Origin of the sequence: Comamonas sp. UBA7840, assembly GCF_002501455.1 — a bacterium.
GTDB lineage: Bacteria > Pseudomonadota > Gammaproteobacteria > Burkholderiales > Burkholderiaceae_C > Comamonas > Comamonas jiangduensis.
On the sequence record NZ_DLTI01000004.1, the window covers coordinates 647 to 14,933 of the forward strand.

14 protein-coding genes and 1 pseudogene are annotated in these 14,287 nt (G+C 56.8%); 4 read left to right on the plus strand and 11 right to left on the minus strand.

What is annotated here, in order from left to right:
• The 3 genes and pseudogenes from B3R00_RS00570 to B3R00_RS00585 all read right to left on the minus strand — a co-directional run.
• A partial coding sequence (locus tag B3R00_RS00570; protein ID WP_286996790.1) for a methyl-accepting chemotaxis protein occupies positions 1 to 729 on the minus strand: 729 nt, incomplete at its 3' end.
• Positions 681 to 1,567: pseudogene (locus B3R00_RS16330) on the minus strand (Cache 3/Cache 2 fusion domain-containing protein). The gene B3R00_RS00570 and the pseudogene B3R00_RS16330, both read right to left, overlap by 49 nt.
• A gap of 333 nt (positions 1,568 to 1,900) precedes the next feature.
• The gene (locus B3R00_RS00585) at positions 1,901 to 2,977 is read right to left on the minus strand and encodes a GGDEF domain-containing protein (RefSeq protein ID WP_286996793.1); all 1,077 of its coding nucleotides are present in this window, start codon (positions 2,975 to 2,977) and stop codon (positions 1,901 to 1,903) included.
• A gap of 852 nt (positions 2,978 to 3,829) precedes the next feature.
• On the opposite strand from B3R00_RS00585, the gene B3R00_RS00590 reads away from it, so the two are divergent.
• Positions 3,830 to 4,063, plus strand: a complete 234-nt coding sequence (locus B3R00_RS00590) for a hypothetical protein (RefSeq protein WP_174862167.1) — start codon at positions 3,830 to 3,832, stop codon at positions 4,061 to 4,063.
• Between the two features lie 75 nt (positions 4,064 to 4,138).
• On the opposite strand, the gene B3R00_RS00595 is transcribed toward B3R00_RS00590, so the two are convergent.
• A complete protein-coding gene (locus B3R00_RS00595) occupies positions 4,139 to 4,807 on the minus strand; it encodes a DUF4124 domain-containing protein (protein ID WP_286996794.1) in 669 nt (222 codons plus the stop codon).
• A gap of 14 nt (positions 4,808 to 4,821) precedes the next feature.
• Entirely contained in the window at positions 4,822 to 5,520 is a 699-nt protein-coding gene (gene pyrE, locus B3R00_RS00600; protein WP_284213548.1) for an orotate phosphoribosyltransferase, read from the minus strand.
• Here pyrE and B3R00_RS00605 point away from each other — a divergent pair.
• Positions 5,519 to 6,331 (plus strand): exodeoxyribonuclease III, encoded by an 813-nt coding sequence (locus tag B3R00_RS00605; RefSeq protein WP_286996795.1) that lies wholly within the window; start codon positions 5,519 to 5,521, stop codon positions 6,329 to 6,331. The two genes, pyrE and B3R00_RS00605, sit on opposite strands and share 2 nt — an antisense overlap.
• A gap of 39 nt (positions 6,332 to 6,370) precedes the next feature.
• Here the strand turns inward: B3R00_RS00605 and B3R00_RS00610 are convergent, their stop codons facing one another.
• The gene (locus tag B3R00_RS00610) at positions 6,371 to 7,627 is read right to left on the minus strand and encodes an O-antigen ligase family protein (protein ID WP_286996796.1); all 1,257 of its coding nucleotides are present in this window, start codon (positions 7,625 to 7,627) and stop codon (positions 6,371 to 6,373) included.
• Between the two features lie 30 nt (positions 7,628 to 7,657).
• On the opposite strand from B3R00_RS00610, the gene B3R00_RS00615 reads away from it, so the two are divergent.
• Positions 7,658 to 8,413 carry a glycosyltransferase family 25 protein gene (locus B3R00_RS00615; RefSeq protein ID WP_286996798.1) on the plus strand — a complete coding sequence of 252 codons (756 nt, stop codon included), beginning with the start codon at positions 7,658 to 7,660 and terminating at the stop codon, positions 8,411 to 8,413.
• 136 nt (positions 8,414 to 8,549) lie between these two features.
• Here the strand turns inward: B3R00_RS00615 and B3R00_RS00620 are convergent, their stop codons facing one another.
• On the minus strand, positions 8,550 to 9,665 hold the full coding sequence (locus tag B3R00_RS00620) for a glycosyltransferase (protein ID WP_286996799.1): 1,116 nt from the start codon (positions 9,663 to 9,665) through the stop codon (positions 8,550 to 8,552).
• Positions 9,666 to 10,218: 553 nt separating this feature from the next.
• Between B3R00_RS00620 and B3R00_RS00625 the strand changes: the two genes are divergently transcribed.
• Entirely contained in the window at positions 10,219 to 10,548 is a 330-nt protein-coding gene (locus B3R00_RS00625) for a hypothetical protein (protein ID WP_286996800.1), read from the plus strand.
• Positions 10,549 to 10,676: 128 nt separating this feature from the next.
• Here the strand turns inward: B3R00_RS00625 and B3R00_RS00630 are convergent, their stop codons facing one another.
• From B3R00_RS00630 to alr, 4 genes are all read right to left on the minus strand, one after another.
• Positions 10,677 to 10,886, minus strand: a complete 210-nt coding sequence (locus B3R00_RS00630; protein WP_286996802.1) for a zinc-finger domain-containing protein — start codon at positions 10,884 to 10,886, stop codon at positions 10,677 to 10,679.
• A 109-nt stretch (positions 10,887 to 10,995) separates the two neighbouring features.
• Positions 10,996 to 11,427: a glycerate kinase gene (locus tag B3R00_RS00635; protein ID WP_286996803.1), complete on the minus strand. Its 432-nt coding sequence runs from the start codon at positions 11,425 to 11,427 to the stop codon at positions 10,996 to 10,998.
• A gap of 62 nt (positions 11,428 to 11,489) precedes the next feature.
• Complete coding sequence (gene radA / locus B3R00_RS00640; protein WP_286996805.1) at positions 11,490 to 12,875, minus strand: DNA repair protein RadA; 1,386 nt, start codon at positions 12,873 to 12,875, stop codon at positions 11,490 to 11,492.
• Positions 12,876 to 13,041: 166 nt separating this feature from the next.
• The gene (gene alr, locus B3R00_RS00645) at positions 13,042 to 14,160 is read right to left on the minus strand and encodes an alanine racemase (RefSeq protein ID WP_286996807.1); all 1,119 of its coding nucleotides are present in this window, start codon (positions 14,158 to 14,160) and stop codon (positions 13,042 to 13,044) included.
• Between the last annotated feature and the right edge of the window lie 127 nt (positions 14,161 to 14,287).

The following is a 14,287-nucleotide window of genomic DNA, read 5'->3' on the forward strand; positions in this document are numbered from 1 at the left end:
CAGGATGTTGGTCTGGAAGGCAATGCCATCAATCACACCGATGATGTCGGCAATCTTTTTGCTGCTGGTGTCGATGCCCTGCATGGTTTGCACCACTTTGCGCACGGCTTCCCCACCTTCGGTGACCACGCGCTGCGCTTCACGGGTGAGCTTGTCGGCCGATTGCGCATGCTCGGCGTTGTGGGCCACCGTAGAGCCCAGCTCTTCCATGGCGGCGGCCGTTTCCTCCAGCGCGCTGGCTTCGCTTTCGGTGCGGGTGGCCAGATCCATATTGGACTGGGCAATTTCCGCACTGGCCATGGCCACGCTGTGCGCCTGTTCATTCACGGCACGCACCACGCGCGTCAGCCCGGTGTTGGTGTTGTTCATGGCATCGAGCAGGTGCCCGATTTCATCGCTGCGTGTGCTGGGGATGCGCACGGTGAGGTCGCCTTCGGCTATGGCGTCCGCCATGCGGCTGGCTTCATTCAGGGGGCGCACGATCATGCGGCGAATCAGCCAGAACCAGACCGCTGCCAGCACCAGCACCGCCATCAAGCCCATCACCGCAAACTTGATGATGAGGCTACGGGTCTCGGCAATGAATTCATCGGTATACGCGCTGGAAGACACCACCCAGTTCCAGGGGGCGTAGTGGCCAAACACGGCCAGCTTTTCGCGCGCCTTGGTTTCGCCGGGATTCATCCACGGGTAGGTGATGGCGCCTTGGTTTCGCCGGGATTCATCCACGGGTAGGTGATGGCGCCTTGCTTTCGCTCCAGCATGTCACGGATAAACAAGGTGCCGTTGCTGTCTTTGGAATCACTGATGTTGCTGCCTTCTTGCGCAGGGTGCACCACCAGTTCGCCACGCTGGGGGCCATCTTCCGCCCGCAGCACGTAGTAGTAGCCGGTGTCGCCCACTTTCAGCGCCCGCACCGACGCTTTGAGGTGGTTGAGCAGCTCCGAAAAGTCCTGCCCCACAAAGGCAATGCCCACTGTTTTGCCTGCAGCATCTTTCAGCGGGCGGTAATGCGTCATGTACTGGCGCCCAAATAGCTGGGCTAGGCCCATATAGCTCTGCCTGCCTGCACGGCAGCATACGCGGGGTGGCTGCGCTCCAGCACGGTGCCCACCGCCGCTTCGCCCTTGTCATTTTTCAAGGTGGTGGCAATGCGCACAAAGTCTGCGTTGCTTTGGGCGGCAAAAATGGTGGCCACCGCCCCGGTGCTGCGCGTAAACGCGGGCAGGCGCGTGGCATCGCGATTGAGCGGCTCTCCGTTGAGGCTCAGCAGTGGCTCGGCACCTGCTTGCTCCAGGCTGAATGTGCCCTGCAGGTGGTGGGCCAAGCTATCCGCCAGGAACTGGGTGCGCTGGCGCAGATCTTTGTCGCTCGACTCAATGAAGCGCAGCAGCATTTGAACGCCTTGCTGCATCTCACCATGCATTTTGGTTTGCAGGGATTGGCTCACACCCCACGCGATCGCCAGCACCAACACCCCAAAAATAGAAGCCACCCAGACAAAATTGGTGATCGCCAGCTTGGCGCCCAGGCCTTGGCGCCGCCAAAAACGTTGGCCGATGTGCATTGAAAAGTCTCCTGTACGGCCCCTGTGGGCCACTATTTTTTTATCTGGCTGTGCGCCCGGGCAGGTGTCATCACAACACGTGGCAGCATGGATCTGCGCCTTCTACCTGCCTGTCTGACAGGGGCCCCAAGAAGCAGGCTGCAGCGTAGCGATATGGCATCAGAAAAGATTGACACACATCAAGTGGTAACTAAGTGTTGCAACGATTTTCTGCTTCCAGTGCCCCTCACTGTGCGATGGGGCCATTCACGGGGGCAGCAGGCGAACGCTGCGTAGCATCGCTGAGCGCGGACTCGTCATGCGGGATGTAAGAAAAAGGGGGAGCGTGCCAATCTATACAACGCTAGGCAGCGGCTCGCTGTGCCCGGCTTCTTCTTTGGACTGGTACAGCGCCACATCGGCACGGTGCAGCGCCGTATCGAGGGAGTCCATTTCATGCACCTGCGCCAGCCCAAAGCTGGCGCGACAGTTATCCAGCGATGCAAAGCGGGGCAGCCCTGCTTGGATACGTTGTACCAAGGCCTGCGCCTGTGTCATATCCAGATCGCGCAGGGCCAAGGCGAATTCCTGCGACCCGATACGGGCGACGAAATCGCCCTCTCGCACAGAGCGCAGCAGCAACTGTGCAAAGCATTGCAGTGCGAGCGCAGAACACGCCCCCATTGCATAGCGCGGGTGGTTTTTGCCTTTGAGCTCACACAGAACCACCACCGTAATCCGGCTGGCTGCAGGCAATGCACCGCAGACCACATCCAGGCCTGAACGGTTGAGCAAGTTGGTCACTACATCACGGTAGCCCGAGTTCCGGGGTTTGGACGCGCCATCTTGCCAGGCACACCATGCCATGGTGACGCTGCACAGGGCGGCGAGCAGGAGCGCTGCATCTGTGAAAACGGAGGGTGACAGCAGCAGCGGGCCCAGTAGCACCCAAGCGGTGAAGCCACTGTAGAGGCACCGCAACCATTGATCCAGCTGATGGCGCACGGCCCCGCGCCATGCCAAGGGCAAGGCATAGGCCAACACCAATCCCATGGCCATGCTGCCTGCCACCCCGCGTATGGGTGCGGGCAACACGCTAGAAACACCCATCCAAGTGGCCGCCAGCACGCAGCCAGCACTGATCAAGACGACGTAGACATTCACCGACTGCCCGTAGTGGGCCAGCATGGCCTGCGCGAGGGCCCATGCCGCGCCCCACAGCATCCACACCACAATCACCTGCAAAGACCACGGCGCTGGTGCTTGGTGTGCCAACGCGTAAGCCAAAGCGAGCAGCAGCATACCCAGGGCCTGCCAGAGCAGATAGCGGTACGCACGTCGCTGCAACCAGACCACCAGGAGGCCAGCCGCCAGCACCCCGCCAAACAAAGGCATGCTCAGCAATTCCAAAGTGGTTGGTAGCAATTTCATGCAGAAATTCCAGAGCGCAAGGGGTCAGGCATACAACAACTTGTATTTCAAATTTTTGTTACACAAGGGTATGACAAACAGGCCGATATGTGCGACAGACAATCACGCAAGTTGCACCCATCAAACAGGTTTTAACAATTGAACACCTGATTCGTCCACCTCACACAAAAAACTGCGGATGGGCGGTCTTCAAGCACACATGACACGCAAGGCGTGCGGAACTGGCTCTGTATGAGCCATGAAGCATTTGCACCCGCATGCAGGCAGAGACTGCTGTTCAGGCACCATGTACGAGGCCACAATTTAGTCTGCATGTAATGGCCCTGCAGTACCCGTCGACTGTTTGCCGCGCGTTGGGGGGCGGGCGATGAAGCGCAAGGCAATATGTATCCTGCCTTGACAGATGCAGATACCAATCCATGGATCTAGCGACCGGAAAGAAGCCCTTGGCCTGTGCTGCCGATCATCGAAACACGTGATGCAGCACATGCGCTGGCGGTAGCCCATCCCACAGGGTTTGGCCTTTACTCCACATCTATGCCCACAACCCGGAGCGCGTCGTACGCTTTGCGCGTGGCATCAAGATCGCTATGGCACATATCAACACCATGTCTACCGCCAATCAGCGCAACACCTCTTTGGGAAGAGAGAAACTCTGGACTGAGCCCCATTAATAGCAGCTAGATTTTGGAAGCGCTCACGCGTACGTGCTGGATCACTGTGCAAGAACCAGACCATAACCCTTGCCCCCTGTACGTCGCCGCACAGGTGCACAACACCTCTTGTGCCGTTACACAAGCCATGCCACATTCATGACTAGCGCTTTGTCTACGTCTTTTGAGGAGTTCTGCCATGACAACACCTATGCCGATCAATTTGGACAAGCTGCGCAATGCCGTGCAAAAGTTCGGAGCGATGAGTTTTACGACCTCTCAGATCGCCGCCGATTACCATCAGGGCGAAAGCTCCATCACCGATCAGGATGCGCTGCAATTTGACAGCTTGCTGCACCGTCACGCCGCGTTGCTGGGGATTGCGGCCCAGCCCTCCAGCGCAGGAGGCGATACCGTGTGGCAAGCGCTCTGAGCGCACCGCCAAGCCTGAAAGCAAAAAAGCACGCTTCATCAGCGTGCTTTTTTTCTAGCCCCGATCTTTAAGACTTCAAGACGACGAATCTGCCGCTGAAACGCTGGGTTGCTGCGACTTCCACAGAGGTAACAGCCGCTGCAGATCCGCATCAAAACGCTTGTGAATGCGCTGCACCTCATCCGCCTGCGCAGCGAGCAATGCACGCTGCTCTTGCTGGGCTTTCTCCACATCCTGCAATGCGCTCTTCAAGCGCGCCGGCGTCTTGCTGGGGTCTTGTTGATAGAACTGCAACTCTTGATCCAACTGTTGCCTCTCTTTGTCCAGCTCTTGCAGACGTTTACGGGCCAAAGCTTGCATCTCGTCCATCTGCAATACCGCATCACGGCGGGCCGCATCGTGCAAGGATCGCTCGGGGTAACGCGCGAGCAACACCGCATCGCGCCGCCGCTGCTCTTGCAGGCGCTGTAGTTGCAACTGCTCATTACGCCGCTGCTCTAAACGCTGTGCCATTTCCGCCTCAGTAAGAGCTGGCCCCAGGCGGCCACGCTCTACCCCTGATGGACTCAGTACACGCTGCTCCCGATCCGCACATTGGGGAATGGGACGATCGGCCGTAATGCGATGGCCGGAGGCATCGATACAGCTGTAAATGCCACTCTTGCCCGATGGCTGCGCCATCACCGATGCGGTTAATGCAATGCTGCCCAGGACAACAAACCCTACATGGAATGCCAACCGCATACGGTGATCTTTATTTAATCGTTCACTCCATAGCGCTGGCGGTAGGCCAACACCCGTTCATGGTGCTGTGCCGCTTCGCCATCGCCCCCCCGTGACCCCAAATAGGCCAGCAGGTCGGACAACGTGGAAATTGCACACACCTGCAAACCCAGTTGATTGCGCACGTATTGCACGGCGCTGTGGTCTACATCTTTGCCATTCTCTGTGGCTTTCTCTTGGCGGTCTAGTGCAATAGCCACAGCATGTGGCGTAGCCCCCGCAGCTTGAATCAACGCAATCGATTCACGCGCAGCGGTGCCTGCACTCATCACATCGTCAATAATGAGCACTCGCCCTTTGATGGGTGCGCCCACCAAGGTGCCGCCTTCTCCATGGTCTTTCGCCTCTTTGCGGTTGTACGCAAACGGAACGTTCTTGCCCATGCGCGCCAGTTCCACAGCGACCGTCGCCGCCAACGGGATGCCTTTGTAGGCGGGCCCGAAGACCATATCAAACTCCATACCGCTGGCCACAATAGCTTTTGCATAGAATTCGGCCAACCGGGCCATCTTGGCACCGTCGTCGAACAAGCCAGCGTTAAAGAAGTACGGGCTCATGCGCCCTGCCTTGGTCTTGAATTCACCGAAGCGCAGCACCCCTGCGTCTACGGCAAACTGCACAAACTCTTGCGCCAATAAATCGTTCTGTTTTTGTTGCGCGCCACTGATAGACATGGATTCTTCCCTTTTTAAATTGACCAGCCTCAACCTCAACGGCATCCGCTCTGCCGCATCCAAAGGTGTGGAGGAATGGATTGCGGCGACCGGCCCGGATTGTATTTGTGTGCAAGAGGTCAAGGCGCAAGCTGCGGATATTGCAGGAAAGTTTGACACCTTGGCGGGCATGCCCGGCGTTTTCCATTTTGCGCAAAAGAAGGGCTACTCCGGTGTAGGCATTTACAGCCGCCATGAGCCCAGCGATGTCATCGTGGGCTTTGACCCGGAAGAATTCGATGCGGAAGGCCGCTATGTAGAAGCGCGTTTTGATACACCGACCCGCAAGTTCTCCATCATCAGCAGCTACTTTCCCAGTGGCTCATCCGGCGAAGAACGTCAAAGTGCGAAATTTCGCTTTTTGGCCAAGATGCACACGCACTTAATGCAGCTGAAAGCTGAGCGTGAATTTGTGCTATGCGGTGATATCAATATCGCTCACCGCAAAGAAGATTTGAAAAACTGGCGCGGTAACCAAAAAAACAGCGGCTTTACCCCTGAGGAGCGCGCATGGATGGACATGCTGCTGGCCGAAACCGACACCGGCGGCATCAAGGACGTCTATCGTTGCTTGCAACCCGACACCACCGACGCCTGCTACACGTGGTGGAGCAACCGCGGACAAGCGTATGCCAACAACGTAGGGTGGCGCTTGGACTATCACTTGGCCACACCCGCCATCGCTGCGCTAGCCCGTTCTGAATCCATCTACAAAGGCGAGAAGTTTTCAGACCATGCGCCAGTGACGCTGGAATATGAGATGAGGTTGTAAACCAAAGAAGCCAAGTGCATGAACTTGGCTTTTTGCTTTTTAGGACTTGTCGCTCTTGCGCTCTATCTGCTGGATGCCTGCCCAAAACACCACTAGCCCGAAAAGATAGAACATATTACCGCTGTTGTGCGCGAAGAATACCTGCGTCCAGCCATAGCCGAAGTATGCAAGCGGTAGCAAAGATGCTGCCGTGCGCAAACTTAGTGCATCCGCTCTGAAGGCATCATGAACTTGCATCAGGCGTTTTTTCGTTGGCCAAAACAGGCACAGTGGAAGCATGTAAAAAACAAGTAAGCTGAGCAGTCCCAACATCCCCCTTTTAGACCACATGTCTAAAATTTCATTGTGCGCATGGCCCAGCTCTACTACCGAAGGATGGGCTAATCCTTGGGCCACCAAGTCTTTTTTACCCTCCATCACGCCTTCGGTACCCCAACCTTTCCAAGGTTTTTCTGCAATCATTCGGATAACAACGCGCCAATGCTCTAGGCGGTGCCCCACAGAGGTCTCAGCTGCTTGCTGCGGCGAGTGCATGTATTGCTGAACTTCTGCAACTGCCAACGCAATGCGATGTTCAAAATTCTCACTATTGAGCAGCACCGCGCCACCGCCAAGCAGCACAGCCACAAAGCCAGCACCCAGGGCCCAGCGCCCCAACCCATTGCGCAATGCGAGATACAACATGACAAGCAAGAGCAACGGCACAACCACCCATGCGCCACGGGTTCCAGCCAGTAGTGCTGCCGAAACACCACATGCACCAGCTAGCCACATCAACGCTTGCATGAAGCTGTGCTGCTTGCCAAATAGCGCAAAACACCAGCAGGCTAAGCCCATGAAAACGGCAATACCACCAAACTGAATGGAGTTGGTGTATCCCAACGCTGGATTCCACCAACCCACAACTTTGAATTGATAGAACGCCACTCCCAACGCCGCCAGTGCACCAAAAGCCAAGCCCCCTTGAATAGCCTGTCTTGACACCCCCCATACAGCTACGACAGCCAGAGTCAGTGCAGCCAAGGCATATTTCATTCCGTTGTCAGTTTTGGTCCACATCCACCAGCCATCAAATGACAGCCACCACAACAAGCCCATCCATAGCAATAGTCCCACCAGTGCCAATGTGGGGTACTTGATTTTTTGCTGCCACAGCACTTTGCAGCCCAAAATTGCAAACAGCAGCAGCCCAACGCTTCCATACGAGTAGCCTGAAGGAATTGCCAGCGACAATCCGAAGAGTAAAAAGGCACAGGCATCCAGGCCTCTGCCCACAATCTTGTCAAAAGTATTCATACGCGTTTTCTTTTTCCCACCCTTGGAACTATGCCTAGCCTTCCAATCCTATATATCAATCTCGATAAAGATGCTGAGCGTCACCAGCGGATGGAAAGCAATTTTTTAAATCTTGGTCTTAATGCACAGAGACTTTCTGCAACTTGGTGGCCCGATCTCAGCCCCGAAGAGCAAGCGCATCATCATAGAAGTGATTTAACCCAGGCTCAGTACTTCAAGCCGCTGGGCAATGGCGAAAAAGGTTGCTACTGCAGCCACCTAGCAGCCTGCCAAAGGCTGCTAGACAGTGATGCACCATCTTTGATTGTCTTTGAAGATGATGTGCAATTGCTGCCCTCATTGCCAGCTGCATTAGAAGCGATTCAAAAACTCCCTACAGACAGCTGGGATCTGATCAAACTCTATGGAAGAGAAAACGAAAAAATTGCAAGTCGGCAACCGTCAGGCATAGAAGGCCATGAATGGATCACGTACCGCCGCGTCCCTAGCTTTGCAGCGGGCTATGCCATCAGCCGTGCTGGCGCTGAAAAAATACTGCGCACACGCATCCCTTTTGGACGTCCTGTCGATGTGGATATGCGCTTTTGGTTTGAGAATGACCTGCGTATTTTCGGCATTTATCCCTCGGTAATTGCTCTCGATGACACCAGCTTTACAAGCAGTATCTGGGCACAAAAAGAAGGCCGTATGACGCTGTCCCAGCGACTGCGCAAATTGAAAATGAAGCTGCAGCTGACTTGGGGAAACACATGGGCCACTCCCCCTCATGTCAAAGATTTGCTTTGATCTCTTGGGACGAGGCAACGCGAAAACACATAAACCACTGCCCATCAAAAAAACAGCCTCTCAGAACGCTCTGACAGCGCTTTTCTTGGCCGAGGCATAGTTTAAAGCCCTCTGAGTTTCAGGCTCAGGTAAGCTTTCACACGGCCTCTGTCTTTAGCAAACGTTGATAACCTGCCCACATATGCTCTCTGCCATACATGGCAAAAGCGTCATGGCGCGCTTGCAGACCAAGTTTTTCAGCCAGCGCTGGATTTGTCAGCAATTTTTCTAGTGCATTTGCCAAAGCTTGGGCGTCACTTTCTGGCACCAACATGCCGTTAACACCGTCCTCCATCACTTCTTGCACCCCCACAACGCGTGACCCAACGCATGCACAGCCTGCAGCCATTCCTTCCACCAAGGCCAAAGGCATGCCCTCCCAATGGGTGGCCAACACAAAAATCTGTGTTTGTGCCAGGCGCAGCGGCAAATCGCTGACATTGCCCAAAAAGCGCACCTGGGCTTGCAACCCCAACCGTTGCACAAGTTGCTCTGATTTTTTGCGCAAACGGAGGCTTCCACCACCTGCCAGCTCCAGCACAGGCGTTATGCCTCTGGCTTTCAGCACAGCCAACGCGTGGATCAAAGTTGGTTGGTCTTTTTGCTTGGCAAAACGCGAAGCCATCACGATCTTGGCCATTCGTTGCCCCCAAGCGGTCGGCTGCTCGCTCTCAGGGAAGCGCGCTAAATCAATACCATTGGGTATGGCGATACAACGATCCTCGGGGAAACCTCGATCGATCAGGCTGCGCTTGACGCCTTCTGACACCCCTATGCTTGCCTGTGTCCAAGGTGTCAATGCCAATGCTTGCCTGAGACGGCGCACCGTATAGCGCTCCCGGGAGTTGTGCTCCACATGGAAAATATGCGGCACATGCTCCGCCACTGCAGCTCTTCGGCCCCAGATATGGTCGCTAAAGCCGTGTGCAAAAACAACATCGGGCTGCCATGCACGCATGAGTCTGCGCAACTCCCACACCGTCCATGCATGCAGCCAATTGGATACCACACGCACATCCAAGCCTTGAGCGCGAAGCGCCTGCACCTTCTGCGACGTGGTATTGCGCTTTTTACGCAGCACCAAGAGCACATATGCGCCATCTTGCTGTGCAGCCAACGCCAAATCCACGGCAACTTGTGTAGCCCCAGAAAAACCGCCAGTAACAAAGTGCATGATGCGCACTGGACGGCCTAAATTTTGAGCAAAAGACATTTCCATCCTTTTGTGCTGACAACCAGGCTGGTCGCCTATCACTTAGCAATACCAACGGCTCCGGACATATGCTGCCGATACCTGTTCCCCTGTTTCAATACGCTCTCAAATTCGTACAACCAGTGGCCCTGCGGCAAGGAGCCTCCTTCTTACCGCCTCCGGCTAAGAGCATAGGACACACTCAGCCTTTTGCTGAGCAGCAAGTACGCATTCCTCAACGTATTTGGACTTATTTGGAACCACGCTCAGCCTGACAACTTTGTGTGCAGTGCATCCAGAATTGGCGCCATCGATGCCCAGACTATGAAGTCTTGCTGGTACATCCCGGCAATCTAGATAGCTATGTGCCCGCTGCGCAATTGCCACCGCAATTTGCACAACTGCACCCGACCAAGCAGTCGGACTGGTTGCGCTTATTTTTAGTTGCCAATCAAGGATTGTTAGTGACTTGATGCCAGTACCTTGCTGACACAATCCTTAAGCTGGATGTCTGCCAGCACCGGCTGTAATGCTCCCTTAGGGGGGGCGTTATCTGGAGAAATTCACACAGGACATGCAGTTTCCTGTCATTCAAAGCTGGGCTTTCGGGGCAACTGCGCAATCGGCTTTTATGAACGCTTGGCAAAAAAATTTTTACCATACCTTGATTGAGCAAGGCACTGAGGCTTACCTGCTTGACTTGCAAATGCGTCCTGACTGGCCAGCATTAAAGCAAGGTATTCGAGATCCGCATTACCTCTTAATTCACATCACCGCACAAAAAGTTCTGCGCGATCTGCTGCTTCAGGAACATTTGGCACTATTCAAAGCTGAGGAAGCGCCTACTTCTACCATCACCGACTCCACTGGAAATGGTATTTGCTCTACCCACAACTGTGTTTAGCACCATGTCCAAACGCCATCAGCCCGATCGTAAAACTGTGCGGTGGTGAGCGCCAGCACTTCATGGAGATACAAGCCCTCCATGAACCCGCCAAACCTCACAGTCTCTGTACCAAAGCCTTTCAGTGATTAGTGTCCCCCCGCAAACACTTCTCCCGCCTTGAGCTTATAAACCGTGCCGCAGTACGGGCACTTACCTTCACCGTGGTGGCCCACATCGATATACACCTTGGGGTGGTTGTTCCAAAGCTGCATATCTGCCTTAGGGCTGGGGCAGTAAACACCGCCTTGCTGGTTCAGGTCTTTGGCAGCCAGTTCGACGACGGCAGTGGTAGGCATGGTGGGTGTCTCTCTCGCAGGTGGAAGCAGCCTGTACATGCAAGCTGCATAAATGAAAATCTGGGGCCAGCTTCCAGCGCCAGCCGATCAAGCTGCAGATTTTAATGGCTCACGCAGGGCTTGGGCCACTGTCAGAGCTGATGGGTTCCGGTTTCGTAGGGCGCTCCAGCGTCCATTTCGCCAAACGGCCATGGACAAATTCGCACGTCACGTGCGAATCCGTACCGTCTGTCCAGCGGTATACCTCGGGCTCTTGCCCCTCCTGGGAAATGCGCACGCCCAAAGAGCGTGTCATGGCCACCACGTGCATCAGATTCACTTTGGGCTTGAGTTTGGCATTGAGCATCACGGCACTGCCCACATACCCGATGGGGCGCTCTGCAGCGCGGCGCATCACCGTCATCAAACGGGTGAAGTGCAGCAGCAACCACATCAAAATGCCGCCGCCCACGGCGGCCACACCCTGCCAGCCCAGCGAATCGTAGGCCACATAAATCAACACCGCCAAGCCCAGAGGAATCACAAAATTGCGCATATTCATGGGCTTATTGTCTTATGGAGTGACCTGCTCCGTTTTGCGGGCAGTGCGTATGTCCTTATGGACTAATCCAGTCCGCGCACGACTTGCATGGCCTCGTCCACGCGCTCCACGGCATGGATGGTCAGCCCCGCAATCGCTTTTTTGGGCGCATTGGCTTTGGGCACCACGGCCACGGTAAAGCCCAGTTTGGCGGCTTCTTTCAACCGATCTTGCCCTCGTGGGGCCGGCCGCACTTCGCCCGCCAAACCCACTTCACCAAAGGCAAAAAAGCCTTTGGGTAAGGGCTTGCCCCGCGAGCTGGAGGTGATGGACAGCATCACCGCCAAGTCGGCCGCCGGTTCGTTGATGCGCACTCCGCCCACGGCGTTCACAAACACGTCCTGATCTGCGCAGGCCACGCCCGCATGGCGATTGAGCACGGCCAGCAGCATGGCGAGGCGGTCTTTGTCCAGGCCTACCGACAGGCGGCGCGGCGCGGGGCCAGCGCTGTCCACCAGCGCCTGAATTTCCACCAGCAGTGGGCGTGTACCTTCCAGCGTCACCATCACACAGCTGCCGGGCACGGGCTCGGTGTGCTGGCTCAAGAAGATAGCGCTGGGGTTGCTCACGCCTTTGAGACCTTTTTCGGTCATGGCGAACACGCCAATCTCGTTCACCGCGCCAAAGCGGTTTTTGATAGCGCGCACCAAGCGGTGGGGGCTGTGGGTGTCGCCTTCAAAGTACAGCACCGTGTCCACCATGTGTTCCAGCACGCGCGGCCCGGCCAGGGCGCCTTCCTTGGTGACGTGGCCCACCAAGATCACCGTCACGCCCGTGCTCTTGGCCATGCGCGTGAGGTGCGCGGCGCATTCGCGCACCTGCGCGACCGAACCGGGGGCGCTGGTGAGTTGGTCGGAGTACGTGGTCTGGATAGAGTCGATGACCACCACGGCCGGCTGCTTGGCCTCCACCGTAGCCAGTATTTTTTCCAGCTGAATTTCGGCCAGCAAATTGACCTGGCTGCCATCAATACCCAGACGGCGCGAGCGCAGCGCCACCTGGGCGCCGCTTTCCTCACCGGTCACATACAGCGTCGGCAGGCCCGCGCGCTGCAGCGCGTCCATGGCCTGCAGCAGCAAGGTGGATTTGCCAATGCCCGGATCGCCGCCAATCAGCACCACCCCGCCTTCAACCACACCACCGCCCAGCACGCGGTCTAGCTCCTCGATGCCGCTGGGGGTGCGTGCCACGTCTTGCGCCTCAATCGCAGACAAGGGCGTGACGGGTTGGGCATTGGCCAGACCTGCGTAGCCTTGCGGGGCGCTCAGGCGGTTTTTGCCGCCCGATGCGGCCTCGGGCACGCTTTCGATCAGGCTGTTCCAGGCGCCGCAATTCGGGCATTTACCCAGCCAACGCGGCGTGCTGCCGCCACAGGCGTTGCAGGTGTAGATGGTTTTGTCTTTGGCCATAGGCGCTCACTATATCGGCGTGCCTCGCGCAGCAAGGCGCGGCGCTCACCAATCCATAAAAAAGAGAGCTATCAGCGCTTGTTCAACAAGCATTTTCGATGCTTATGCACCTGAAATGCTTGCTAATTCAGCGCTAGCAGCTCTCTTTTTAAATTCAATCCCCGCGTTATTTGCGTGCCGGGGGTGCTTCGTCGCTCACTACTGGCACGCGGGGTGCCACGGCGCACATCAGCTCATAGCCGACGGTGCCGCCCGCAGCGGCCACTTCGTCAATGCTGAGCACCGCGCCCGTAGTCGGGCTTTGGCCCCACAGCACCACTTCGCTGCCCATGCCCGCGCCGGGCACGGGTGTTAAATCGACACAAATCATGTCCATGCTCACACGCCCCAGCAGGCGCGTGCGCACGCCGTTGACCAGCACTGGCGTGCCCGTGCCACAGCTGCGCGGGTAGCCGTCGGCATAGCCGCAGGCAATCACGCCCAGCTGCATGGGGCCATCGGCGGTGAAGGTGGAGCCGTAGCCCACGGTGTCACCGGCCTTCAGCGTTTGCGTGCCAATCACCTTGGTGGATAGCGTCATGGCGGGCTGCAGCCCCCAGTCATCGGCCGTGCGGGCCGGGTAGTCGGGGGCAGAGCCGTACAGCACGATGCCGGGGCGCACCCAGTCGTTGCGCACCTGGGCATCGCCCCCAAAAATCAGCGTGGCCGCGCTGTTGCAGTCGCTGCGCTCGCCCGGCAAATCGGCCGTCACTGCCATGAACACTTGCAACTGGTGGTCAATGCCACGCGCACCGTCGGCATCACTGAAGTGGGTGATGAACGATATTTCTTCCACCTGCGGCAGCGCATTCAGGCGCGCATAGGCGCTGCGAAAGCGCTCGGGCGTAAAGCCTAGGCGGTTCATGCCGCTGTTCATCTTCAAAAATACGCGGTGCGGCACCTGGGTTTTATGGGCGGCCAGCCAGTCGATCTGTTCATCGCAATGGATGGTGTGCCACACCCCCAGGCGCGAGCACAGCTCCAGATCGCGTGCCTCAAACACGCCTTCCAGCAGCAAGATGGGGCCGCGCCAGTCCAGCTGGCGCAGGCGCTGGGCCTCGGCAAGCTCCAGTACGGCAAAGCCATCGGCGGCGCGCAGGCCTTCAAACGCGCGCTCCACCCCGTGGCCATAGGCGTTGGCTTTGGTGACACACATCAATTTCGCATCCGGCGCCGCCTGGCGAACACGTTCCAAGTTATGGCGAATCGCTTGGGGATGGATGGTGGCAAGAATGGGACGCGGCATGACGAAAGGTTTTCTCAGAGCAAACAACAGGCATTCTGGCACTTGTGGCTAAGGCCTGCGTGATATAACCGTCTGTCGTTCGCCACTGGGACAAACATTTCCGTGCGCTTGCCCCAGGGGGCAGGGG